Origin of the sequence: Pseudodesulfovibrio karagichevae (assembly GCF_041414475.1) — a bacterium.
Lineage (GTDB): Bacteria > Desulfobacterota > Desulfovibrionia > Desulfovibrionales > Desulfovibrionaceae > Pseudodesulfovibrio > Pseudodesulfovibrio karagichevae.
In genome coordinates, this window is sequence record NZ_JBGLYH010000003.1 from 121,841 (window position 1) to 145,672 (window position 23,832).

Genomic DNA, 23,832 nt, shown 5'->3' on the forward strand with positions numbered 1-23,832 from the left:
GTAAGGCAATATTTGATGACAAGTATTGGGCATGGTGCGCAAAAGTTGATAATCATTGACGCAAAGTCGATAATTCAATACGATCCCGTTGTCTTGAATCAGGCTTGTAACAGGCCGGTTTGCTTGAGTCTTCATGGCTGTCCTGCGCCTCGGCGGGCGGTCGGCCTTCCCATCTAATCCTCCAGAGGGGCAATGCCGTTTTTCCTGAAACACTACTTCGACCCTGACTGGGACCCGGCCAAGCTCAAGCCGGAAGAACAGGCGGACGGCAGCGTGGACCATCACGAGCGCCAATTCGTCGTGAATGTGGCCGCAGGGGATCTCATCGCGGAATGGATTCCCGTGGAAGAGGCGGGAGAGGACCTGGACGAGCGCTTCGTGTCCGAGGAGAAATCCTTTCCGGCGGGCAAGGGCACAGGCATCAAGCGAAATGCCCCGGACAAGCTCTTTGCGGCCGTGGACGGCTACGTCTGCTACAAGGAAGGGAGGATTCTCGTCCGCAACCCGCTGACGGTCCACTCCGACATCGATTACCATACGGGCAATGTGGACTTCGTGGGCAATGTGGTGGTCGAGGGGTCCGTGCGCAGCGGCTTCACCATCGAGGCCACGGACGTGCGGGTCAACGACCAGGTGGATGGAGCGACCATCAAGGCCCGTGGCAATCTGGACTGCAGGGGCGGGGTCAAGGGCGGCAAACAGGCGCTGCTCAAGGCCGGAAAGGACATGAAGCTGGCCTTTTGCGAGTACGCGACCCTGCAGTCGGGCGGCGACATCATGATCAAGGGCGCGCTGATGCATTGCGACGTCTATGCGGGCAGGCGGCTGGCCGTGGGCGGACGGCTCACCGGCGGGTACATCTGCGCCTACAGCTATATCTATGTGGGCGAGCAGCTCGGGGGCGGCATGGACACCGACACCTCCCTGGTCCTGGGATACAAGCCCTCGCTGCTCTTCGCCGACCAGCGGTACAACGCGCGGATCAAGGTGTTGCACGAGGATATCGCCTCCTTCGAGAAGATCCTGAACAAGGGCGAGGAATTTCGCGCCGAATATCAGCCCAGGCTGGAGTCGGCCCGCAAGGAGCTGGACCTGCTCAAGAACATGAAGGTCAAGTTGTGGGACGGCATCTACGCCACCGAAAGGCTGGACGAGTGCCGGGTCATGGTCCCGGGCGTGGTCAAGCCGGGCGTGGAAATATGTATTGGTTCGGCGTATTACAAGGTTGATGATTTTTTGGAAGATGTCTTCTTCTACCATGACAACGGTGAAGTAAAAATCGGCGCTTCAGCTGCAAAGAGCAAGAAATAGCATATGGATATCGCAACTCTTATAGGCCTGGTCGGGGCCTTCGCCCTGGTCATCACAACCATCTTCATGGGCGGCAATGCGGCGGGCTTCATCGACATCCCCTCGGTGGTGGTCGTCATCGGCGGAACCTTTGCCGTTACCTTCATCATGTTCCCCATGGGCGTGGTCATCAACGCCTTCAAGGTGGGCATGAAGACCTTCCTGTTCAAGTCGGCCGACCCGCAGGACATCATCAAGCTGATCACCTCCCTGGCCGACACGGCCCGCAAGGAAAGTCTGGTCGCGTTGGAAAAGGTCAACATCGACGACCAGTTCCTCAAGAAGGGCGTGATGCTGGTCGTGGACGGCTCCAGTGAGAGCCTGGTCCGGTCGGTCATGGAGATCGAGCTGGAATTCATGAAGCAGCGCCACCGGCAGGGGCAGGCCGTGTTCAAGGGCATGGGCACCATGGCCCCGGCCTTCGGCATGATCGGCACCCTCATCGGCCTGGTCAACATGCTCTCCAACCTGTCCGATCCCTCGTCCATCGGCCCGGCCATGGCCGTGGCCCTGCTGACCACCTTCTACGGGGCCATCATGGCCAACGTCATGTTCCTGCCCATGGCCACCAAACTGGAGGAGCGGTCCGCCGAGGACGTCCTGTTCATGCAGATCATGATCGAGGGCGTCTCCTCCCTGCAGCGCGGCGACCACCCGTCGGTGGTCAAGGAAAAGCTGCAGGCCTTCCTGTCCCCGGCCCTGCGCGAAACGACCTAGTTTCCGGCACGCGGAGAATCCATGGCCAAGGCCGAAGAAGTCATACGCAGAAAGCCGCCGGAAGACCCGCCGGGCGACGAGGGGTTGCCGCCGTGGATGGCGACCTTCGCTGATATGGTCACGCTTTTGTTGTGTTTTTTCGTGCTCCTCCTGTCCTTTGCCCAGCAGAGCGAGGAGAAGTTTCGCGATGCGCTGGGCTCGCTCAAGGGGGCCTTCGGCGTCAAGGAGGTCCGGGCGGTCTCCGACGAGATGGCTCAGTTCAACACCAGTTCCGAGACGATCGAGAAGATGGCCTCGTCCATCTCCCATGACCAGCGGATGCTCCTGTCCGTGGTCATGCGCGTCAAATCCATGATCGAGAAGATGGACGTGAAGCTCAAGGAAGGGGCGGGCGTGAGCGCCGACCGCGACGGCGTGGTCTTCAGCGCCAGTTCGGCCGCGCTGTTCAAGCCCCACACCGCCGAACTCCGGCCCGAGGCCGCACAGATACTGGACGCGGTGATCAAGGTCCTCAAGGACTACAAGCTGAATCTTGTGGTCCGGGGCCATACGGACGACCGGCCCATCCATACGGCCAAGTATCCGTCCAACTGGGAGCTGTCCGCGGCGCGCGCGGCCGTGGCCCTGGACTATATCGTCAACAAGGGCGGGTTCGAGATCAATCGGGCCAAGGCCGTGGGCTACGCGGACACCCGGCCCGAGGTGCCCAACGACACCGAGACGGACCGGTTGAGGAACCAGCGGGTCGAATTCTACATGCACATGCCCCAACGGGACGCCTGGTAGGAACAAGGGAATATGGCAGAAAAGGAAGCGATGGAACAGCAGGGCGGAGGGCCCAAGTCCGATCCGCCCAAGCCCGATGAGGGGATTCCGCCGTGGATGGCCACCTTCGCCGACATGGTCACGCTGCTGTTGTGCTTTTTCGTTCTGCTGTTGTCCTTCACCAACCAGGACGTGACCAACTTCCGGAAGCTCATGGGGTCCATCCAGGAGGCCCTGGGCGTCCAGTACGAGGACAGTTCCGCCCTGTCCGTTCCGTATGCCGACACGTCCTTCAAGGAGCGTGCGAGCGTCCGGGAGAACAGGCAGATAGTCGAGCTCGGGGTGGAACTCAAGAAGGCCATCCGGGCCAAGGACCTGACCCACATGGCCAAGGTCAGCTCGGACAAGTCGGGGGTTATGCTCCGGCTGAGCAACCAGGTGGTCTTCGACAAGGGGTCAGTGGAGCTGACCGCCGAGGCCGAGCAGGCCCTGGAGATGGTCATCGACGCCATGAAGAAGACCGACTTCAATGTGGTCATCCGGGGCCACACCGACGGCGAAGCGCCCGAGTCCAGGCAGTACGGTTCCAACTGGGCCCTGTCCGCCGCCCGTGCGGCCCGTTGCCTGCGCTTCATCCTCGAGCACTCGGACATCCCGGCCACGCGCATGAAGGCCGTGGGCTACGGCGGCTCCAAGCCGCTGCTGCCGAGCACGTCCGAGGAAAACCGCCGCGCCAACCGCCGCGTGGAATTCTTCTTCCTCCCGCCCGGCCGCTCCAAGTGGTAGGCCGCTGATCCCGCACCAAGAGCCTCGTTCATTGTGGCCGGGAGCATCCCGTTTCCCCGAGGGGAAGACGGGATGTCTTGTTCCATGCGTCCGCCTGTATCCGGAGCGGGCGTGTGCCCTGCAAGCAATGTTGACCAGCTTTACCGTTTAGGTCATTATGGTCAACATGAATAACGCAATCGATTTGGAGAAATCCACCAGAGAACGTATCCTGGCCGAATCCATCCACGTGTTCGGCCGTCTGGGCTACAGGAAGAGTTCCATGGAGAGCCTAGCCGCTGCCGCAGATCTGTCCAAGCAGGGCCTGTATCTGCATTTCTCCAGTAAACACGAATTGTTTCAGGCAAGCCTCCGCTATTATCTGGACCAGGGGCTGGGCCTGGTACGGGCGTATCTGGAGCAGCCCGGCCAGCCACTTTCGGCCCGGCTTCTGACCGCAATGGAGGTATGGTTCGGGCGGCACAAGGACACCTTTGCGAGCGGCGCGCTCGACGTGGCCGTGGCCGGTCTGCGGATAGCGAACGAGGACGGCGAGCAGTACCAGGCCATGTACCGACGCGAGATCGCCCGGGCCATTGCGGCGGCGGGCAGGGAATCCGCTGTTTTCGCGTCGGATATCGCTCAAGTGTTGTTCGTGTGCGGTCTGAGCTGGAAGGAGCCGGGGCTGTCCCACGAGGAATTCATGGCTCGCATGGCCCTGTGCATCAAGGTTTGCCTGCGGGAGGAGAAGAGAAAATGAAGACCATCGACCGATCGTTCATCAACGGGGAGTTCAAACCCACTCGGGGCACCGACCTGTTCGATCTGTACGATCCCTCCACGGCGGAAATCATCGGGCGGACGGTCCTGGGCGATGAGCGCGATATGCTGGACGCCGTCGAATCGGCCAGAGAAGCGTTCAAGACCTTTTCAACGACGTCGGTCGCCGAGCGCGGGGAGATGCTCCTTCGTCTGCACGAGGCCTTGAAAAAACGGGAAGACGCGCTGGTTGAAACGGCGATCCTCGAATACGGATCTCCCATAACGGCTACTGTGGGCCGGACGCGCGCCGCGGCGAACGCGTTTCTTGAGGCCCGTGAAACCTTGCGGGACTATCCTTTTGAAATGACGGCGGGCCAGAAGCTGGTCGTCATGGAGCCGGTGGGCGTCGTGGGGGCCATCACGCCTTTCAATGCCGATTACGGCCATATCTGCGGCAAACTGGCCCCGGCCATCGCGGCAGGATGCACCGTGGTCGTCAAGCCCAGCGAGAACAACGGCCTTGAAACGGAGCTCCTGTGCCGGTGCATTCGGGAGGCCGACATCCCGCCGGGCGTGGTCAACGTCGTGGAAGGGCGGGGCGAGGAACTGGGACCGATTTTGTGCGGGCACCCGGATGTGGCCATGATCAACTTTACGGGCTCGACCCGCGTGGGCAAGGAAATCGCTGCGCTGGGGGCCGGGACCATGAAGCGGTTCTGCCTGGAGCTGGGGGGCAAATCGCCCAACGTCATTTTGGACGACGCCGACATGGACAAGGCCGTCGCCCTGGCCCTTGTCATCGGGTTTTCCAACAGCGGACAGGCCTGCCACGCCGGGACCCGGCTGCTGGTGCCGAAAAATCGGCTGAACGAGGTGGAGACGAGCCTGAAGCGCGCAGTTGCCAAGCTGAAGATCGGGCACCTCCGCGATGCGGACTCGTTCATCGGCCCACTGGTGAGCCGGAAGCAGTTTGATACGGTCCAGGCGTACATCCGGTCCGGCCTGGACGAGGGGGCGGAACTGCTGGCCGGAGGACCTGGCCATCCGGAAGGGCTGGTGGGGTACTATGCGCGGCCGACGATCTTCACCAAGGTGTCGCCGTCCATGCGAATCGCCCAGGAGGAGATATTCGGTCCGGTGATCGCGGTCATGGCCTATGAAGACGAGGGACAGGCCGTGGAAATGGCCAATGACACGGTGTACGGCCTGGCTGCCTTCATCAGTTCCGCCGACCCGGACCGGGCCCAGCGGATAGGCCGTCGCATCCGCGCGGGCATGGTCGTGGTCAACGATACGATCGGCGCGGTCGTGGCCGGACCGGCCGCTCCGCTCGGGGGCATGAAGGAATCGGGTTTGGGCCGCGCCGGAGGCCGCTGGGGGCTCGAGACGTACCTGGAGCCCAAGGTGATCGCCTGACCGATTCCTTCTTGCCTGGCCACCCAACGTGGCGGGGCCTTGACCACGAAAAAAGGCCCCGCCGATGTCGGCAGGGCCTTTTCTTCTCGAGAAATGGTGGAGGCGGGGAGAGTCGAACTCCCGTCCGAGAACGATCCGCGAAAGCGTCTACAGGTTTAGGTCCGGATTAAGGTTTCGCTCGATGGCTTGCTCCGGGCCGGACGGCCATCGAACTAGATCCTTTGAGTGTTTCGCAGCTCCGGCAGGGATCGAACCTCGGCTTGCTAGCCCTATGATTTGACGATTCATTCCGCTTATAAGGCGTCGGCGGGTGAATCGTGACAAGCTATGTTGTCAGGTGCAACTCTGCAATTAAGCAGCCATTGCGTAGTCGTAATTGTCGTTGGCAATTATCTTTGTGGTCGATTTTAACGAGGCCATCGACCAACCTCGACCTGCGGCTTCGGCTTCAACTATCCCCGTCGAAACCAGTGCGCCCCCATTTCAAAGAACCGTTCGGGACATGTCCTATATAAGTTCTGGTGACCGTTTGGCAACCAAAACCGGTGTTTTTTCCGAAAAGAGCATTCGAGCAATATTCATGGATAAAAGTGAATTTTATCGCATGAATGCATCTAATCTAGAGAAAGTCTAGATATACTCTAGATAAAAATATGGTGGTTTGCGCATTGTTTGGAATGGGGACACGGATCGTTTGTGAGTCCGGCAGGTTGGAATCCAAGGCCCTCCCGTCCGGAGTCTAGACTCACCCGGAACAGGTGGGGCGCGGGGACGGAGGAGCATGCTTGACGGCTGCGGCGCAGTGGCTACTTCATGGATAGTCCGGTCTCGATTCGCGGGCGTGGGGCAACTGCGCAATTTTGTCCAAGCCTTGGGCGCGGGAGTTGGGTATCACGGACGGAACAGAGGGCTAGGGATGTCGGCAGCCAAAGACAATACGTTTCAATTCGTCAACAGTGGGCGGGACCTGGGCGTGACCGTGCTCAACGCGGTCATGTCGGATTTCGCCTACGGCAGGCACGCCCACGAGGAAGTGGCCATGGGCGTGACCCTGGACGGCTTGCAGGAGTTCTCCTGCAAGGGGGAGCGGTTCCGCAGTTCGCCCGGCGACATCATCCTGTTCAACCCGGACGAGGCGCACAACGGCAATCCCGGGGATGAAACCGCACTGAAATACACCATGCTGTATCTCGACCCGGTCATGTTCAACGGTCTCGCCCGGAGCGCGGCCGATGGCTGTCTGGCGGAGTATCGCGCCAGGGAGATCAATTTCTCGGACCCGGTCCTGCGCGCGCTCATCCTGCGTACGGCCCGGCTGGTGGAGGCCCCGAACCGCAGCGGGCTCGAGATCGAGTCCTGCCTGTATGGCCTGGCCCGGCGGCTGACGAGCCGGATTGGCCTGTACCGACCGGACGGCTGGACCGACAGCAAGGACGCGCTCCTGCTCCGGGCCCGGGACTACATCCACGACAACATCGGGGACGACCTCTCCATAGACGATCTGAGCCGCGCCGCCCATCTGTCCAAATACCATTTCATTCGCCTGTTCCGGAGTCAGTTCGGGCTCACCCCGCACCAGTACGTCATCAACCACAGGATCAACAGGGTGCGGGAGGAGCTCGCCCAGGGCACGCCATCCACGGACGTGGCCGCCCGGTTCGGCTTTTTCGACGTCAGCCACATGAATCGGCATTTCAAGCGCGCCTACGGCCTCACGCCCCGCCAGTACCAGATCCAATTCACCAAGTAGGTTCCCATGCTCGGCATCTTCCTGTTTTGTATCGGGGTCATGTATACCCCCGGTCCGGTCAATATCCTCAGCCTCAATTGCGGCATGCAGCGCAGTCCGTCCGCGCACGTCCCGTTCTGCCTTGGCGTGGGCACGGCCCTGGCCTTCTGGTTCACCCTGGTGGGCTATGCCGGGACGGCAGTGGTCGGCGGCTCCATGCTGCCGGTCATCGCCGGGCTCGGAACCTGTTTCATACTGTACCTCGGCTGGAAGGTCGTGTCCTCGGATGTGGATTTGGTGAGGAGCGGGAAGCCCGTCGCCGCCATGGACTTCAAGGACGGCCTGTTCATGCAGTTGCTCAACCCCAAGGCGTTCATGGTGGTGCTGCCCGTGACCACGATCCAGTTCCCGGCCGCCGGGATCGGGGGGGCGGCGGTGGCGGGGTGGTCCCTGGCGCTGGGCGCCTTGAGCGTGGGAGCGCCCCTCTCCTATGCGGCCATCGGGGCTCTGGTCTCCCGGCGTATCCAAAACGCACGGTATTTTAAATACCTGAATTACGTCATGGGGGCCATGCTCTTCCTCGTGGCTGCAGACATGGCCTACGAGCACGTCTATCTCGCGTTTGTCGGCTGATGCTGCGGTGCGGCGCGGTCCGGGGCCGCCTCGGCCTTCCCAAATAGGTGAACGGGAGTCCCTGGAATCACGAAGAGTTCAGGGACCTTTTCCGTCCGGCGAGAGTCGGTGACGGTTGGCCGACAATGTTCATAAAAAGGAGGGAGAATCCATTTTTCCCCGGAGAATGGCTTGCATGTCGGCCGGATGCTGTTAAGGTGGGGACAATAATCATTTCCACATGGAGGCATCATGACGAACAGACGCGTTTTCATCAAATCGGCCCTGGCCCTGGCGGCCGGGCTTTCCCTTGGCGTGCGCAAGGCCTTGGCCGAAACCGGCCCGTTTCCTTCGAACATCGTCTACACGGCCGACGATCCCGGCCAGTGGGCGAAAAAAGCCCCGATACACCTGCCCCAGGTGAGCATGGCGGACGGGAAGCTCACCGTGCAGACCAAGCACCCCATGAGCGAGGACCATTTCATCGTCCGGCACACGGTAGTTGGTGCGGACGGCAAGGTCATCGGAGCCCAGGTTTTCACGCCCAAGGACAAGCCGGTATCCACGTATGACCTCCCGCCCAAGGGCGAATACTACGCCACGAGTTTCTGTAACCTGCATGATTTCTGGGTAACTAAATTCACGGTCTAGCACTGCATCAACCCAAAAAAGCCCGCACGGTTCACCGTGCGGGCTTTTTTGGGTGGTCCGAGGCAGCCTTCAAGAATTTTCTTTATCATCCGGGAGGAAGCGGGGAGTGCGGGCTTCATGGAGTCGAAGGCAGGAACCGCGAGGAGCCGTTGCCGGCTCTGCCGAATATTGTTTGGAAAAGGATAATATAATAGCTTGCCGGGCGGTACAGGTTATTATCTGATCAAATGTCATTTCGGGGGGGAGTTGCCATGAAGATTCGGACCAAGTTCGTTTTATCGATCATCGTTCCTGTTTTTGTGTCCGTAGTTGTCATTTCCAGCGTGGTTTCCCTGCAGGTCAGCGGCACCGTTTCGGAGCAGTTCAGGATGTCATCGCAGGAGGAATTGCGCGTTGTGAACGGCTTTGTCGCGCAGATGCTGAAGGGGCCTGCCGAGATCTCGAAATACGTCGCGTCCCTGCCCGTCCTGACCGGGGGAATGGGGGAATGGACCCGTTATTTCGACCTCCCGGCCGGGGACAATCCCGTCCTGCATGATGGAATGAGCGCCAAGGAGCGTTCCGCATTCGATACTTTTGAACGTCTGATGAAGGCCCATCCGGATTTCGCCTATGTCTATGCCGGACTCGAGGATGGCGGCTATACCCAGTCCCCCAGCGAGAACATGGGCAACAAGTATGATCCCAGAAAGAGACCCTGGTATGTACAGGGAAAGCAGTCGGCCACGGAAGTGACGCTGCTCAGCGCCTATATTACCACCCAAGGAGTGCCGAACATCGGCGTCGTTGCCAAGGTACACGACGGTTCCGGAAAGCTCGTGGGCATTGCCGCCGTGGATATGTCTCTGGCAAAGCTCACGGAAATCGCGGCCAACATCAAGATCGGCAAGTCCGGTTACATGATGATCGTCCAGAACGACGGAACCGTTCTGGCAGACCCCAGGCACAAGGACTTCGTTTTCAAGAAGATGGGTGAGCTGGGTGGGGCTTATTCGACCTTGAACGAAACAAAGGAGGGCCTGGTCGAAGGCCTCGACATCGGCGGGGTGACCATGTTCGGCAGCGTCTATGTCTCCCCGGACTCCGGCTGGAAGTACGTGGCGCTCATCGAGCGCAAGGAGATCATGAGCGCGTCCAACGCGGCCGTCCTCAACACCGCCGTCATCGGGCTCGTCATCGCGGTCCTGTTCGCCCTGGGCGGCTGGCGGATCGCCAAGTCCATGACCGATCCCATCGTCCGAAGCGGCACCTTCACGCGACAGGTCGCCGGTGGCGATCTGACGGCTTCCATCTCCGTGTCCGGCAAGGACGAAGTTGCCGTTCTTGCAAAGGATCTGTCGGAAATGGGCACAACGCTACGGGGCGTGGTCAGCGATGTCTGATCCACGGTCGACGGTGTGGCCTCCGGTGCAGTGGAGCTGTCGGCCACGGCCGAGAGCCTGGCCCAGGCGGCCACCGAGCAGGCGGCCAATGTCGAGGAGATCGCTTCGTCCATGGAGCAGATGGTCAGCAACATCAGCCAGAGCGCCGAGAATGCCCGCGAAACCGAGCAAATTGCCCAGCGTTCGGCAGTCGACGCGGAACGGGGCGGCAAGTCGGTCGCCCAGACCGTGGAGGCCATGCGCGAGATCGCCGACAAGATTTCGGTCATCGAGGAAATCGCCCGGCAGACCAACCTCCTGGCCCTGAATGTGGCCATCGAAGCGGCCCGGGCGGGCGAGCACGGCAAGGGCTTCGCCGTTGTCGCGGCGGAGGTCAGGAAGCTGGCGGAACGCTCCGGCATCGCCGCCGCGGAGATCAGCGATCTGTCCGCAACGAGCGTCCAGGTGGCCGAGGAGGCGGGCGAGATGCTGGGCAAGATGGTTCCGGACATCAAGCATACCGCGGAACTCATCCAGGAAATCACGGCCGCAAGCAACGAGCAGCAGGCCGGGGCGCAAGGCGTCAACACCGCCATTCATCAACTGGACCAGGTCATCCAACAGATCGCCTCGGCCTCGGAGGAGATGTCGTCCACCTCGGAGGAGCTGGCAAGCCAGGCCGAGCACCTCAAGAGCACGGTGGCCTACTTCACCATCGACGGCAGCGGATCGGGCCCGGCTTCCCGGGTGACCGTGCGCAAGGCGACCCCCGCCCTGCACGCCGGGGGCGAAGGCGACGGGTTCGACAGGTTCTGATCCTTTCTGGGTAAACAAGACAGGGGGCATCGCGCCGCAGTCAGACGACGGTTGATGGAGATTGAAAAAGACAAGAAGAAGCCCGTGGAATCAATCTGATTTCACGGGCTTCCGTTTCATTCGTGGTAGCGAGGAGAGGAGAGCGTCTCTCCGGGGTCTCGGAAGTCGATTCGCAGTTAATTTAAGAGAACAATTTCAATGGTTTGTCGAGGTCGCTCTCTCCGTCAACCTTTTCGATTTTGTAGCCCTAACTTGGAGCAGTGGTCAAGGGGATGCGTAGTGATATTTTGTGATAGCTGGACAAGCCTGCAAATATTGCTGATGATCCAGCAAATTCCAAAATGAGGTGCAGTATGGATTTCGGCCCGTTTGAAATGTACACGGTTGGGGTAAAGGAATTCGAAGCCGACACAGTCCTGTTGAAAAGTGGGCAATGGACCAATGAATACCGACTACAATTGACACGCCCTGGAGTTTTTTCCGTCATGTTGCATGAGAGATGCCTTTTTGTTGGGTCGAGCATGAGGGCTGTGGGAAGTTATGCTCTTGGTTACTTTCGACGGCACGCAAGATGCCCGTTCTGGACAAAAGAGTATCTGGCAGAGTTGTTGAACACTGATGCTTCTGCTGAGATCGAATTCATATTATGCGGGGGAGACAAGACAAGGTATTTTAAGGCAGGTGCAGAGGAACTGCATAGGCCAATCCTTTCCAAATCACCATTGACTTGGGCTGATGAAGAATTCCTAGCCAAGCATTTTCCAGATGTGAAGGAAGAACAAGATTACTATCGTAGATGGGTTGATCGTGGTATCACAGAAATCACATCTCTCGAAAGATTTTGCGATAGTCGTTCTGAATTGAGGACAAAATTATTGGACAAGCTGTTAACGTGGTATGCCCCTGAAAAAGAACGGCTCCATGAAGAACTGATGCGTGGGGTGTTCTCTTCTATTTAGAGTTTTCATTTGTTCATTGTTTAGCCAGTCAATATTGTTTGTTTTACATATGACTGTGTATTGCTGTTACTCCTGCACCCAGCAGGGAAGTTGTTCTGTAAATCGTAGCAGTTCTCGCTCGCACTCGTCGAAGACCTCTGGAAGCAACCACTCCATTGCCTTCCATTCTTTGCTTTCAATGCCGACTTGTTCAGTGTCATCTTTCCTCAGAGCGATATTCCTGTTTACTGCATGAGTGGTTATGTCGGGACAGGTGCTTGAAGTTGGTTTGACTCGCCCAAGGATGAACTCCATCATGTCTGCATATCGAGCTAGTCGGTTCCCGTTGAAGTAGCTGTTGAGCATGGCTCGTACATTGGGATCGTTCGATGCATAATTCTTGTCAATACCTGTCGAAAGCGTTGCTACGATTGAGAAAGTAGCAGCGATCATGAAAATGAAGTCTTCTGGTACTTGTTCCTTGAGTGTATCCAGAATGCGCTTGATGTCTTTCGGGTGTGTCGATTTCTTTTTCCATTGCTTGAAAAAAGTGAAGAAAGGCAATCGGCGGTCGTCGATTTTGGCTCTCAGTGCTGGAGCTAAATGGTCTTCGTGGTAGGGAAGTGTTTGCTTCTCTGGTACTGTCAGTGAATCAATTGTAACAAGTTCCGGGGAGTCAAAAGAATCCCCGCTTAGCAGATATCGCTTAAATACCAGCGTATTTTTGTCGTATGATCCTCGTATGGAGTCTCTGTCGATCACAAAAGCATTATTTCGGTGTCGTCTAACGACGTCTTTAACAGATTGTGGAATGCTGACATATTCATGTATATTATGCAAAACCCATATGAGAGGTATTCTCTCTTTTGAATAGTACGTGCATCTTCCAGATATCTCTGTCTGGAATGTGCTGGACAACTGTAGCTCGATTACGAATGGCCCATATTCTTCCCATTCAACATATACGTCTGGCTTTCTGGCGTTTTCATTATGCTTTGGTTTATGATATTTGTTGATAGCATGTCGAATGTACCGTTTGTCCAGTGCTGCAAGCTCTCCAATCTTGTCGCATAACATCTCATGTTCTGGAGACTCTTGTTGGCCGTTATACTGTTGTGCCTTTAGGCTGTCTGGGGTTCTGTTTTTTCCCTGATACCATTGACACCAAGTCGGGCTTCCATCGAAATGCACAAAGCCGGGAAGAGTCATCCCAAAAGAGTTGTAAGCCCGGATGTATACTGGGTGTTTACACTTCATGCACAACATCGATATGCCTTCACCGCCAGTATGCCGGTTAGATATGCTGTCCCGAAGTATTCCCCACTCGTAGGGAGACATGGCCTGGAGGTCTTCAACGCGCAACAGGTTCCCTCGATCCCCTTCAACCATGACTTCTCTGATTGTGCGTTGTGGCTCTTTCTCCACTATCGCCCCCTATTACATGATGTTTTCAACTCCCTTATCAATATTTTGATTCCTTTACCAGATGCGTGGCCCCCACCTTATAAGCAAGCTCCGTCCATCTAGGGTATGCCTCAACTCGACAAAGTCATGAGCGGTCATGTGTGTCCATTTGGCATCAAAAAAGACCTTGATGGATGCTCTGTCCACCAAGGCCTTAATTCGTGTCAGGCAGATGCTGTCACAGCTTCATCACCCGATACAAGGGCTGGCGGCTGATCCCGTACTCCTCGGCCAGCCCCTTTTCTCCTCGCCGTTCTCAATCTGGTTCCTGATCTCCTGAACCTGAAAATATCGCCCCGGAAGGTATCAGTGTTCTGATGAAGCGTCTGGCAAACAGGAGAAAACAGAAAATGTAAGGAAAGGTTATTTCTCCGGACGGTTACGATTGACGAGAGTAGCGACAAAGGGCACACTAAAAAGGAACGTCTAAAATTACTGTAAAATTGACACTGCAACACAAAACTAAAATTAACTGGGTGAAGGGGGCGTCATTTCCATGAGTGAATTTGATCAACAACCATTCAGCGATGCGGAATTCGCGGAAAACCCAGAGCAGAGATGCCCTGTAATACTCCTATTAGATACATCCTATTCCATGAGCGGCAAGCCAATTTCGGAATTAAATGAAGGGTTAGCTACTTTGCGCCAAGAACTCATGAACGACACCGTGGCCGCAAAACGCGTGGAATTAGCTGTGGTCACTTTTGGGCCAGTTGAGGTCAAATCCGACTTCGCTACAGTGGATCACTTCTATCCCGAAATACTGGTGGCGGACAATGCGACGCCGATGGGCGAAGCGATTGTGACTGGGCTCACCATGCTCCGTCAGCGTAAAGATCGCTACCGCGAGAATGGTGTTAAATATTACCGCCCGTGGGTGTTCCTTATTACCGATGGTGCCCCGACCGATAGTTGGGAAGAGGCTAAGCGACGGGTGCACCAAGGCGAAGAGAGCAAGGAATTCATGTTTTATGCTGTAGGGGTGGACCAGGCGGATATGAACGTTCTTGGACAGATCGCCACACGCCAGCCGCTCAAGCTGAAAGGGTTGGCCTTCAAGGAGCTATTCCAGTGGCTGTCCAGCTCCCTAAGCGCTGTCTCTCAGTCCAACCCTGGTGATGCCGTCCCACTCGAAAACCCAGCCGCCCCGAACGGCTGGGCTGTTGCAGAGTGAAATTGTGGCTTGGCGGTGGGCGTCCGCGTCCGTAATCGGAACGTCGCACATTCAGAATAATGGCAGGCTGCAAGATGCCTACACTGTTGCCGCATTCGAAAACGGCGGTATTTTTGCTGTTGTTTCGGATGGCGCAGGCAGCGCCAAATTTGGTGCATACGGCGCATGGCTTACTTGCCGCTTCCTTTCGGTTCGATTCCGAGAATGGGTTCGCGTCAATCCAGACATGCCGTCCAATGAAGTATTGGCGGATTGGATTGATGAACTGCGGGATCGAATATCGGCAATAGCTACCCGGCGAGAATCTACACCCCGGCAATTCGCCGCGACGTTGGCGGCAATCGTTGTCACGCCGAATGAGGCTGTAACGCTCCACATCGGCGATAGCGCCGTTGTCGGTCGGAAAGACACCGAATGGGAGGCGCTGTGTTGGCCCGAGAACGGCGAATATGCGTCCACCACCTACTTTTTGACCGATGATCCCGAACCGCGCCTGAACATCACCCGCCACCCACGCAAACACGATGCATTCGCACTGTTCTCCGATGGTGTCGGCGATCTGGCGTTGTCGCATCTGGAACAGAGTGCGCACGCCCGGTTCTTCGACCCCATGTTTCGACCGGTGGATGCCGCATCGGGTGAGGGCCGCCTTGTCGAACTATCGGCAAAGCTCGCCACATATCTCGCCGGTTCATCGGTCTGCGAACGCACGGATGATGACAAGACGCTCATCCTAATATCCGGGGGCTAACCGTGCCGAGCGTAGTCATAGGAAAGGCACGGTTCACTGTTGGAGAAAGGCTGGGAGGTGGAAACGAAGGTGACGTCTTTCGCCTGAGTGAGAAGTCTGATCTGGCGGTCAAGCTTTACAAGCCGAACAAGCGAGACAGCCGCGAGGGTAAAATACGGGCCATGGTCGCCGAGGGGCTTGGTCAAGCGACGACTCTGGTAGCGTATCCTGTGGAGGTGGCAACATCGACGACTGGTGAATTCCTTGGGTTCGCTATGCGGCTGGTGCCAACACACCGTGAGCTACATGAACTCTACAGCCCGAAATCCCGCCAGCATCATTTCCCGAAGTCGGATTATCGGTTTCTCGTCCATGCTGCATTGAACGTCGCGCGCGCCGTTGGAAAGGTGCACCAGACGGGATGTGTCATCGGCGATTTGAACCATTCCGGCGTGCTTGTGGCGCAGGACGCCACAGTTGCCCTCATTGATGCCGACAGCTTTCAGTTTCGGCGAAATGGTAAGACCTACCCTTGTGTTGTTGGCGTTCCTGAATTCACTCCGCCAGAACTGCACGGAATTCGCTTCGAAAACGTAGAGCGCACCATAGAGCACGACAATTTCGGGCTGGCGGTTGCGATCTTCCACCTTCTTTTCATGGGCCGTCACCCCTACGCTGGGTGCTACAATGGGCCGGACATTTCCATGGGTGAAGCCATCGCCCAGAACCGATTTGCCTTTTCGCTCATCCGGCAGGCGGCAACACAGACAACGCCGCCACCCGGTGCGCTGACACTCGACATGTTTCCTGATGCTGTCTCCCGTGCATTCGAGAACGCATTCGGACTGGCACCGGACGCGCGCCCGAGAGCGCAGGACTGGATCCATGCCCTCAATGCTCTGAAAGGCTCACTGAACCACTGTAGCAAGGTCAAGACACACTACTATCCCAGCGCCGCCGGTGGGTGTATCTGGTGTAAGCTGACCGCCAACAGCTGCTTTGATATGTTCCCGGACCTGACCGCCGTGGAAACGAATATCCCGACTGATGCGCAGGGCACAGAACAGGCTATCCGTGAGATTCTGGCATTTCGCTTCCCAACGGTCGCGGACTTGCTTCCCGCTGCGGCTACGCCGCGCGGTGCCAGCAATGCACTGAGCGAAGCTAGGAACGGAAAGCGCGGGCGTGCTTTCATGGGCTTGTTGATGATGGGCGGCGCAGTCACTGGTTTCATCTCCGTCGCCCCGGCGTGGTTTGTGTGGATCGGGCTGGCAATCTGGGGGTGGCTCATCTTCTCCAACCGTGAAGTTGACCCCGGCCCGTTTCAACAGGCCTTCAAGAATGCCGATAACAGGGTACAGCGCGAGTTGAATGCCTTTGTTAAGCGTAACGGCATGACTGAGGTTGTGAAGGTGCGCGGCGATTTGGATGCCGCAATCCGCGCCTACAAAGGTCATGACGACGCGCTTGCCCACGAACTCATGGTGATGAAATCCAACCGGGAGTCACGCCAGCGACAGGCCTATCTTGACCGTTTCTCCGTCCGACGCGCGAATATCTCCGGTATCGGTCCGGCGAAAACGGCCACGCTGATATCCTTCGGAATCGAGACTGCCGCCGATGTGAACCGTTCCGCCGTGCTGCGAGTGCCGGGGTTCGGTGACGTGATGACCGGCAAGCTGCTGGCATGGCGGCGGGGACATGAGTCCCGGTTTAAGTATGACCGGACGCCGAACGCTCAGGATGTTGCCGACCAAAGGGCGATACGCGGACGGTTCGCGGCAGAAAAGGCGAAGCTGGAATCCACGATTCGCAACGGGCTGGGGGCCCTGCGAAACGCCAAGGCCCGGCTAGACGCATTGCCCACCAAGGCCAGAAGCGACAAGGCGCTGACCGACGCTCTTCTTGTTCGCGCCCAAGCCGAACAAGACCTGCACGAGTTGGGTGCTTCGATTCCGACATCAACCGTCTCGCTGATGATGACACCACCGATCAGCTTCACGCCGCTATCTTCCCAAATATCCCAGGCCACAGCACCTACGCCACCACGAACAGTTGTCGCATCGAGTGCCCCCACCTGCCCGCGTTGTGGTTCCTCAATGCGGCAACGTTCAGGGCGTTACGGTAAATTTTGGGGTTGTTCGCGATATCCACGCTGCAAGGGCACGCGAAATATTTGATGCAAACTTAACTATGGCATCGTAGATGCTGTTGCAATTGGTGGCCGTGGAGCGAACTATTAATTGCGATTTATGCTCCGTGTCCATCTGTTACATTTATTTATAAATATACTAGTTAAATGTCTATTTAAAGGAGTCTGTATGCCTCGGCTTGTTTATCAGTTACTTGTGCTAATTGCTATGTTTCTGTCTGTATACGGATGCGCTCCAAAGACGTTTCCTATGGACCCAGTTGTTTCAGATCATTCAAAACAAAATCATGTGTTCATCAAGAATTACGAACTAAATAAGTCGATAACAGCAAATGTCGGCGAAGCCATAGTTAGAGTGAAAGACTACTACGAGAAGACCATTCAGACGAACTCTTTAGTGCCCTCGTATGACTTTTCAATTACATTTAATCAGTATACTTTTCTTAAGGGGAAAGAGGGTGTGCCGATTCCCATAGTCGGGATGGTGACAGATGATAAGATGAGGACGTTTACTTTGCTCCAGTCTACATGGAACAATCAGCTTCTTATACCTGTTGGCGAAGATGGACACTATCATGGTGGCAGTGCGTTTATTTACAATACTGGAGTGGCTGTTGGCGACGGAAAGATAGGAATAATGCCTGTCAATACGACTTTTGCCAAAGAAACGAAGAAAGAAATTGATACGACATCGGGTTTCATAAATTACGAAATCGTTTATACCGGTATGTCATCTGATTCGATAAACTTCCTCTATAGGGAGTACACACCAGATGATATGGCTCGCCCAGCTTACTACCAGAATTTGACATACCCAATAGGCGCAAAATTCATTCGGTTCAAGTCAACAAAGATCAGTGTAATCCAAGTTGATGAGGCGGCAATCAAGTATGCAGTTGTTGAAGAATAAATTGTAGCGCGTTATATAACGACAAAGCCTTGGTGGACACGATTACATGTCCACCAAGGCCTTTGCTTTGGATACAGCTCCGTTATATCAACCGCTCCAGTAATCTCTTCACGCTGGAAGGGTGCCACTTGCCGCCACGGGCGGTCTTGATCTTCTGAGAGTTCAGTTCCTTCGCGATCCCGGTGAAGGACACAACGCCATTTCTCTGGATGTCCTCCACGGTCGCTCTCAATGACTCGGCTCGTGCATCGGCATTTTCTTTGATCGCCCTCACTCCAAGCTCGTTGCCGTAGTGTCGAAGGTGAGCAGCCCCGTTAGGACAGCCCAGCTTGACGCCACGAGCCTTCGCTGCTGCCAGAGCCTCCCTAGTCCGTTTGGAGATCATCTCGCGTTCCTGCTGGGCGACGAGTGCCATGATGCCTACGGTGAAGTTGTTTGCATCCGGCATATCAACGCAGACAAAGCTCACACGGCTCTTTTCAAGGCCGAGCAGAAAGTGTGCGTCACGAGAAAGCCGGTCGAGCTTGGCGATAACGAGAGTGGCCCCCGTGAGCTTGCAACGTTCAAGAGCTTTGGCAAGCTCCTTGCGGTCATCCTTCTTGCCGGATTCGACTTCCACAAACTCTCCAAGAAGCTCCCAGTTGCCTCCGTTGAGATAGTTGTTCACGGCTTCGCGTTGAGCCTCAATGCCAAGACCGGAACGGCCTTGCTTCTGTGTGCTGACTCGGAGGTAGGATATGAAGTTGCCGTTCATGGGAATCGTCCTTATTGGCTGTTACCAAATTCGCTTACGTTCGTTAGGGAATTTGATAAGCTCTGTTTGGAGTATTTGTCAAGCGTAATCCGTAACGCGTTGTTGACCGTAATCCGTAACGTATTCTTGACCGTAATCCGTAACGCTAGTAGTTGTGTGATGCGTAACGTGGATAATGGTGTGATGCATAACGTCAATTAGCGCGTGATCCGTAACGGAGGTAATAGTGTGGCAAAACTGACCAAACGGGAGCAGAGGCAAAAGGCCGCTGCACGTCAAAAGAAGTATCGAGAGAGTGTCAAGGAAGCGGGTGGGCGTACTCTCAAAGTGACGCTGGACAGAGCGGCAGCATACCAGTTCCAGAAGATCATGGACAAGGTGGAGGTTGAGTCTCCGAATACGTCGCAATCAGAAGTCGTGCGGTTAATGATCGCAAAGACATATCGAGAGGCGCTGGACATGACCGAGACTCAGGATGAAACCGCCTGAAAATTGCAATGCAAAATCTCTTTTAGCCCTAGAGCCGCAATGGTTCTAGGGCTTCTTGCTTTTGCAGTCCGTGAAAAAAAGTGGTTGCTCGTGCGTTATATACAGTGGGGGCGCGTCAATGCCTTCACCTCGATCAATGTCCGAAGCTGGTACTTGTGATGAGGTCGAGCAAGGTGTGGATTGTGGGCTAAAATCGCGTCTCGAAAAAATAAATTTGTCGTCTCGAAAGCCACGCCAGCACAGGGATAACTCCAGTCGGCAAGAATTCTCCGTGTAAAAATTCGTCGCTCGATTGTATACGTATTATAGGCGCGATACTCCTTTTTCTCGATCGGGTGATTCGGGATTCCGGGTTGGAAGGGCGTAGTCCATTGAGGGCTGCGCCCTTCTTCATTTGGCCCACCATATTTAACCCATAAATACGCAAGGAGGTTCACATGACCAGTGAACACAAATCCAAGCCACGGACATACGTCCTCAGGCCAGACACGATTTCGTTTCTCGACGGTTTCTCGGAGACCTACAGCATCTCTCGATCCGCTCTCCTGAATCTGATCGTCATGGATTTCCAACACACGCTCGATTCCATCACACAGAGCGACCCGGCAAGAGGTGCCAAGGTCGCCTTAGCGTTCGGAATGAAAGTACAACAGATCAACCTCTAGGAGAAACAAGAATGACCGACACCAAAAGCAAACACATCTCTTTGCCCACAGAAATCTTCGACAGAGTAGCGAAAATAGCTGAGCAGATCGGCGCACCGTTCAGCCGTCTCATGTTAGCCGCTCTAACCGTGGTGCTGCCGCGTTGGGAAAGCGGGCTTCGGTGCTTCGCCATCGATAAACCGATGGACCTTCAAGATTTGATCATCGCCAAGCTCTCTGGTCTCGATGTGCCATCCCCTGAACGAGCACTTCGCGAACTGTTGAAGATTCCGAACGACTAGCGATCCCCATCCAATAAAACATGCTGATCGGGCTGGAGCTTGGTTGTCATCCCGCATGGTTCGCTCGACTGAGGAGCCTAGAGCCATCAGACAATCATACCTGACTCCCCCCTGTGGAATGAGGGCCATCAAGGAGCGGCATCGCTTGTCGCCAAAATATTTCGACCCCCTACCCCGGTAAAGCCACGATCCAGCGACAGGAGCAATATATGACTACGAAGAAAACGCGTTACAGGCCCGACCTGTCCACTTTGGACAACGTAGCGGCAGAGGTCGGAAAAATCTATCGCCTCATGCGAAATGACGAAATCCCGGTGCAAGACGGGTCCAAATACACCTACGTCCTGCGCGAAATGTTCTCGATGATGGAGAAGCTCAAAAGTACCGCCGCAATCGAAAAACTAGAGGCTGATATTCAGGCTCTCAAGGAGGGACGCGTTGTCGGAGACGACACAGACGTTGAAGCGGCTGCAAAGGCAATTCACGGAGATTAACGAGAACCTCCGTCCCCCTCAATTCGTCTGGCAGGTAAGTCACAAAGATAGTGATTTCTTTCAGAGCATCGATGATTTCGACCCCGTCGATATCCACCGCAATTCGCTGAAAGCCCACCTCCCAGACGATGAGGCAACCCTCATAACCCAAATCAACACCGGCAGAGTCCTTCTGCTGGGTGGAATCCTCAGATTGATACTCGTCCCCGATGAAATGGACCTCGGCAAAGTCGAGGCTCTCATGAACGCGCTCTTGCGCAAACACCCCGAAAACCGATCCGCCATGTACGAAGAGGCGGTCAAACTCATATTTAAGGAGTCGTAAATGGAAACCCAAATCGCCGAACTGAAGGCAATGATCACCAAACTCGCTGCTGAAGTCTCCAAGGTCAAATTGGATGCAGCCGATACCCGGATTCATCTCAAATCAACCATGGGAGACGTGAACAGGCTCTCCGGTCAAATCCAGACCATTGACAAGCTCATGGAGGTTGGACGCCAAAAGGCCCAAGTCAAAGAGCAAAAGGCCACGGTTGAGGCCGAGAACATGAACCTGACTCAATTGGGACAACTCTACAAACAAGACCCGGCTAAGGCCTTTGAAGTCATGCGCAAAAAGGGCATGAAGACTTCCAGTGCGTTTGGAGGCATTAACCCGTGGATTGTGATCAATCCCACCGAGCAGGAACGCATTGAACGTCTTGACCCTGAGCATGCCAAGCATCTCAAAACCGAGGCCGCGAAAATCCGCAACGTTCCGACCAACTAACCAGCTCCACAAGCCCCGGCATGTTACCCGGCATGCCGGGGCTTTTCTCAAGGAATCCCCATGATCGACAATGTGAAACAACATTTCATGTTGGCAGTACAGCACAGCCTTGAGCAGGTCTTTGACGCCGAAGAACTGGCCGAGGGGACCATGCTGGAAGCTAACGTCGGCCCTGTCCATCGAGCCTTCATTCTCGTGTACGACGAATCGGCCCAACCGACTCAGCCCTGTGTGCCTGTGCCGACCATCAAACTCCACGAAGGTGGAGAGGTGTACTTCGTGTATCTGCTGGCAGAAGTCGAAGCACGAGGCGGTGAAGTTGCCGGTGAGATTGTCTTGCGGCATCCCCTTGAAATCGCCCAGAATCGCCCCGTAGAGGCCTCGGCGCACTGGGATCAGTACGAGCGGTGCCAAGACAATTTTCGAAGGCTTACAGGGGCAAAGAGGCTGACGGACTCGTTTCCGAATCCACTGCTGGGATATACCGATGTACTTGGTGGATGTAACCGTTCGTTCTACCCTGGGGATTTAGTCTCGGCGTATTGCGCGATCGCAAATTTCAACAAGGTGTCTTCCCCGGCAAAAGCTGGCAAGGCCAGAGGGGCGCAACGGAAACGCGAGGTTGAACGCGGCACGATCCCAGCGATCGAACTGGCGATTGAATCCCTCCGAGAGGAAGGCAGAAAGCCGACTCAAAAGGCAGTTGCTGAGCGTTCTGGGTTTGGGATTGCCACAGTGAAACGGCACTGGAACCATGTTCGGATCGTGAAAGCAAGAACCTGCGATTAAGGTGCGTTAAAGAGGGTATCACAAGCGTCTATATAATAGTTATTTATTATACTAGAATAATATCTTGAATATAAAATGAAAAAGTAAATGAAAAATATAAATAAATTATAAGAAGAAAAAAGACGCTTGTGATACCTTTTGGAATTCTGGAGTGATTTTGTGAACGAAGGCAGATTGTTGTCGGCACTTCGTGCCGATGGTGCTTCGCACCGTTCGTCTTCGAATGTTTTTCTGGGAACAGGAAACAGACAAGACCCAGCGTACAAAATGTCTTCCACACAAGAAGACAGATTATCCCAGCTACATAATAAATTGCTCCCAGAGAAGCACAACAAACCCCGATCAGCATTCCAGCACAAAAATGGATTCAGGGCTGCCGCCAGTATGCTCGAAATTCGCTCAGAATTGCCCCGTAAACGATTTCGTAGCACGGCGATGGTAGATCGCCACCTAGTCCCGAAAACGTCTTAGGATCAAAATTTGAAGGACTAGCGATCGCCCCGGCCATCCGCAAGGACGGAGTCTACGAAGGCACCGTCATCAAGGTGAATGACGGCATGGTCAACATGACCAACATGTGGAGGGCGTGTGGTGGTGAGAGCCGCAACCGGCCCAAAAACTGGCTTGCCAATGCCGACACCAAGCGACTGGTTGACACCCTTGGAGAAAAGCTCCGAGGGCAGAATCCTGCCTTCGGCAATTCCGCTCTCGTGAAAATCTATCGCGGCGGCAACCAGCGTGGCGGCACCTACGCCCACGGCGATCTGGGCATCGCCTACGCAATGTACCTGTCGCCCGACTTCCACCTCTGGTGCATTCAGAAGATTCGTGAAACCGGCCTCGTCCAGATCAGTGACAGCAAACTGCTCGTCAAGTTGGGCGAAGACGGCCTCCCGGTCGAGCAGACCAACTTCCCAGCGGCGATCCGCCACGAAGAGGTGATGGTTTTCGGTCCCCCGATTCTGGTGGCCGTGCTGGAAGGTGAGGAAAAGTACGTGTCCATCAGGCACATCTGTGAGGCAATCGGAATCAATACCCAGATGCAGCAGAAGCGACTCAAGAAGGATGAGTCCTTTTCCCACCTGCTCATTGATATCAATGTGCAGCACACAAGCGGAGCCAAAGCAACTATCATGCTCCCGCTCGACTAGATGTCCGGTTGGCTCTTCAAGATCAGCCCGATCTTCGTTAACGAAGTCACGACCTGACTCCCCCTCCGCAAATCAATCACCACCAAATCCGGCACCGCCCCGCATAAAAAATCAGAAACCCCGGTACC

24 protein-coding genes, 1 other RNA gene and 2 pseudogenes are annotated in these 23,832 nt (G+C 55.7%); 24 read left to right on the forward strand and 3 right to left on the reverse strand.

The features are described 5' to 3' along the window. Positions 1–192: 192 nt before the first annotated feature. The 6 genes from AB6M95_RS02210 to AB6M95_RS02235 all read left to right on the forward strand — a co-directional run bounded on the left by AB6M95_RS02210 (position 193) and on the right by AB6M95_RS02235 (position 5,775). Entirely contained in the window at positions 193–1,311 is a 1,119-nt protein-coding gene (locus tag AB6M95_RS02210; RefSeq protein WP_371385096.1) for a flagellar assembly protein A, read from the forward strand. A 3-nt stretch (positions 1,312–1,314) separates the two neighbouring features. Next, positions 1,315–2,067 (forward strand): motility protein A, encoded by a 753-nt coding sequence (locus AB6M95_RS02215; protein ID WP_371385097.1) that lies wholly within the window; start codon positions 1,315–1,317, stop codon positions 2,065–2,067. Positions 2,068–2,088: 21 nt separating this feature from the next. Further along, a complete protein-coding gene (locus AB6M95_RS02220) occupies positions 2,089–2,853 on the forward strand; it encodes an OmpA/MotB family protein (protein ID WP_371385098.1) in 765 nt (254 codons plus the stop codon). Positions 2,854–2,865: 12 nt separating this feature from the next. Continuing rightward, complete coding sequence (locus AB6M95_RS02225) at positions 2,866–3,618, forward strand: flagellar motor protein MotB (RefSeq protein ID WP_371385099.1); 753 nt, start codon at positions 2,866–2,868, stop codon at positions 3,616–3,618. 166 nt (positions 3,619–3,784) lie between these two features. Then, on the forward strand, positions 3,785–4,357 hold the full coding sequence (locus AB6M95_RS02230; protein ID WP_371385100.1) for a TetR/AcrR family transcriptional regulator: 573 nt from the start codon (positions 3,785–3,787) through the stop codon (positions 4,355–4,357). Then, on the forward strand, positions 4,354–5,775 hold the full coding sequence (locus tag AB6M95_RS02235; RefSeq protein WP_371385101.1) for an aldehyde dehydrogenase family protein: 1,422 nt from the start codon (positions 4,354–4,356) through the stop codon (positions 5,773–5,775). The genes AB6M95_RS02230 and AB6M95_RS02235 overlap by 4 nt, the downstream gene beginning before the upstream one ends. Before the next feature lie 94 nt (positions 5,776–5,869). Here AB6M95_RS02235 and ssrA read toward each other — a convergent pair. Further along, positions 5,870–6,255: a transfer-messenger RNA gene (ssrA, locus tag AB6M95_RS02240) on the reverse strand. A gap of 436 nt (positions 6,256–6,691) precedes the next feature. Between ssrA and AB6M95_RS02245 the strand changes: the two genes are divergently transcribed. From AB6M95_RS02245 to AB6M95_RS02270, 6 genes and pseudogenes are all read left to right on the forward strand, one after another. Beyond that, complete coding sequence (locus tag AB6M95_RS02245; protein WP_371385102.1) at positions 6,692–7,525, forward strand: AraC family transcriptional regulator; 834 nt, start codon at positions 6,692–6,694, stop codon at positions 7,523–7,525. A gap of 6 nt (positions 7,526–7,531) precedes the next feature. Continuing rightward, entirely contained in the window at positions 7,532–8,137 is a 606-nt protein-coding gene (locus AB6M95_RS02250; RefSeq protein ID WP_371385103.1) for a LysE family translocator, read from the forward strand. A 231-nt stretch (positions 8,138–8,368) separates the two neighbouring features. Continuing rightward, a complete protein-coding gene (locus tag AB6M95_RS02255) occupies positions 8,369–8,767 on the forward strand; it encodes a desulfoferrodoxin family protein (protein ID WP_371385104.1) in 399 nt (132 codons plus the stop codon). A gap of 368 nt (positions 8,768–9,135) precedes the next feature. Beyond that, positions 9,136–9,888: pseudogene (locus tag AB6M95_RS19720) on the forward strand (cache domain-containing protein); the annotation flags it as partial. Between the two features lie 48 nt (positions 9,889–9,936). Further along, positions 9,937–10,944 (forward strand): annotated as a pseudogene (locus tag AB6M95_RS02265) (methyl-accepting chemotaxis protein); the annotation flags it as partial. Positions 10,945–11,297: 353 nt separating this feature from the next. Then, a complete protein-coding gene (locus AB6M95_RS02270; RefSeq protein ID WP_371385107.1) occupies positions 11,298–11,903 on the forward strand; it encodes a hypothetical protein in 606 nt (201 codons plus the stop codon). Positions 11,904–11,969: 66 nt separating this feature from the next. Here the strand turns inward: AB6M95_RS02270 and AB6M95_RS02275 are convergent, their stop codons facing one another. After that, positions 11,970–13,271, reverse strand: a complete 1,302-nt coding sequence (locus AB6M95_RS02275) for a DUF6035 family protein (protein ID WP_371385108.1) — start codon at positions 13,269–13,271, stop codon at positions 11,970–11,972. 571 nt (positions 13,272–13,842) lie between these two features. On the opposite strand from AB6M95_RS02275, the gene AB6M95_RS02280 reads away from it, so the two are divergent. From AB6M95_RS02280 to AB6M95_RS02295, 4 genes are all read left to right on the forward strand, one after another. Continuing rightward, on the forward strand, positions 13,843–14,520 hold the full coding sequence (locus AB6M95_RS02280) for a vWA domain-containing protein (protein WP_371385109.1): 678 nt from the start codon (positions 13,843–13,845) through the stop codon (positions 14,518–14,520). Beyond that, positions 14,510–15,271, forward strand: a complete 762-nt coding sequence (locus AB6M95_RS02285) for a PP2C family serine/threonine-protein phosphatase (RefSeq protein WP_371385110.1) — start codon at positions 14,510–14,512, stop codon at positions 15,269–15,271. Before AB6M95_RS02280 ends, AB6M95_RS02285 begins: the two co-directional genes overlap by 11 nt. Before the next feature lie 2 nt (positions 15,272–15,273). Continuing rightward, positions 15,274–17,430, forward strand: a complete 2,157-nt coding sequence (locus tag AB6M95_RS02290) for a topoisomerase DNA-binding C4 zinc finger domain-containing protein (protein ID WP_371385111.1) — start codon at positions 15,274–15,276, stop codon at positions 17,428–17,430. A 141-nt stretch (positions 17,431–17,571) separates the two neighbouring features. Beyond that, entirely contained in the window at positions 17,572–18,312 is a 741-nt protein-coding gene (locus AB6M95_RS02295; RefSeq protein WP_371385112.1) for a hypothetical protein, read from the forward strand. An 82-nt stretch (positions 18,313–18,394) separates the two neighbouring features. On the opposite strand, the gene AB6M95_RS02300 is transcribed toward AB6M95_RS02295, so the two are convergent. After that, positions 18,395–19,066 (reverse strand): recombinase family protein, encoded by a 672-nt coding sequence (locus tag AB6M95_RS02300; RefSeq protein ID WP_371385113.1) that lies wholly within the window; start codon positions 19,064–19,066, stop codon positions 18,395–18,397. A gap of 228 nt (positions 19,067–19,294) precedes the next feature. Here AB6M95_RS02300 and AB6M95_RS02305 point away from each other — a divergent pair, with 228 nt between their 5' ends. The 8 genes from AB6M95_RS02305 to AB6M95_RS02340 all read left to right on the forward strand — a co-directional run bounded on the left by AB6M95_RS02305 (position 19,295) and on the right by AB6M95_RS02340 (position 23,704). Then, a complete protein-coding gene (locus tag AB6M95_RS02305; protein ID WP_371385114.1) occupies positions 19,295–19,555 on the forward strand; it encodes a hypothetical protein in 261 nt (86 codons plus the stop codon). A gap of 437 nt (positions 19,556–19,992) precedes the next feature. Then, positions 19,993–20,220 carry a hypothetical protein gene (locus tag AB6M95_RS02310; protein WP_371385115.1) on the forward strand — a complete coding sequence of 76 codons (228 nt, stop codon included), beginning with the start codon at positions 19,993–19,995 and terminating at the stop codon, positions 20,218–20,220. An 11-nt stretch (positions 20,221–20,231) separates the two neighbouring features. Beyond that, on the forward strand, positions 20,232–20,501 hold the full coding sequence (locus AB6M95_RS02315; protein WP_371385116.1) for a hypothetical protein: 270 nt from the start codon (positions 20,232–20,234) through the stop codon (positions 20,499–20,501). Between the two features lie 209 nt (positions 20,502–20,710). Further along, on the forward strand, positions 20,711–20,995 hold the full coding sequence (locus AB6M95_RS02320) for a hypothetical protein (protein ID WP_371385117.1): 285 nt from the start codon (positions 20,711–20,713) through the stop codon (positions 20,993–20,995). Beyond that, entirely contained in the window at positions 20,940–21,320 is a 381-nt protein-coding gene (locus AB6M95_RS02325) for a hypothetical protein (protein ID WP_371385118.1), read from the forward strand. The genes AB6M95_RS02320 and AB6M95_RS02325 overlap by 56 nt, the downstream gene beginning before the upstream one ends. Next, complete coding sequence (locus AB6M95_RS02330; RefSeq protein WP_371385119.1) at positions 21,321–21,764, forward strand: hypothetical protein; 444 nt, start codon at positions 21,321–21,323, stop codon at positions 21,762–21,764. Between the two features lie 60 nt (positions 21,765–21,824). Then, positions 21,825–22,553 (forward strand): hypothetical protein, encoded by a 729-nt coding sequence (locus AB6M95_RS02335; protein ID WP_371385120.1) that lies wholly within the window; start codon positions 21,825–21,827, stop codon positions 22,551–22,553. A 545-nt stretch (positions 22,554–23,098) separates the two neighbouring features. Then, positions 23,099–23,704 carry a KilA-N domain-containing protein gene (locus tag AB6M95_RS02340; protein WP_371385121.1) on the forward strand — a complete coding sequence of 202 codons (606 nt, stop codon included), beginning with the start codon at positions 23,099–23,101 and terminating at the stop codon, positions 23,702–23,704. Positions 23,705–23,832: the final 128 nt, after the last annotated feature.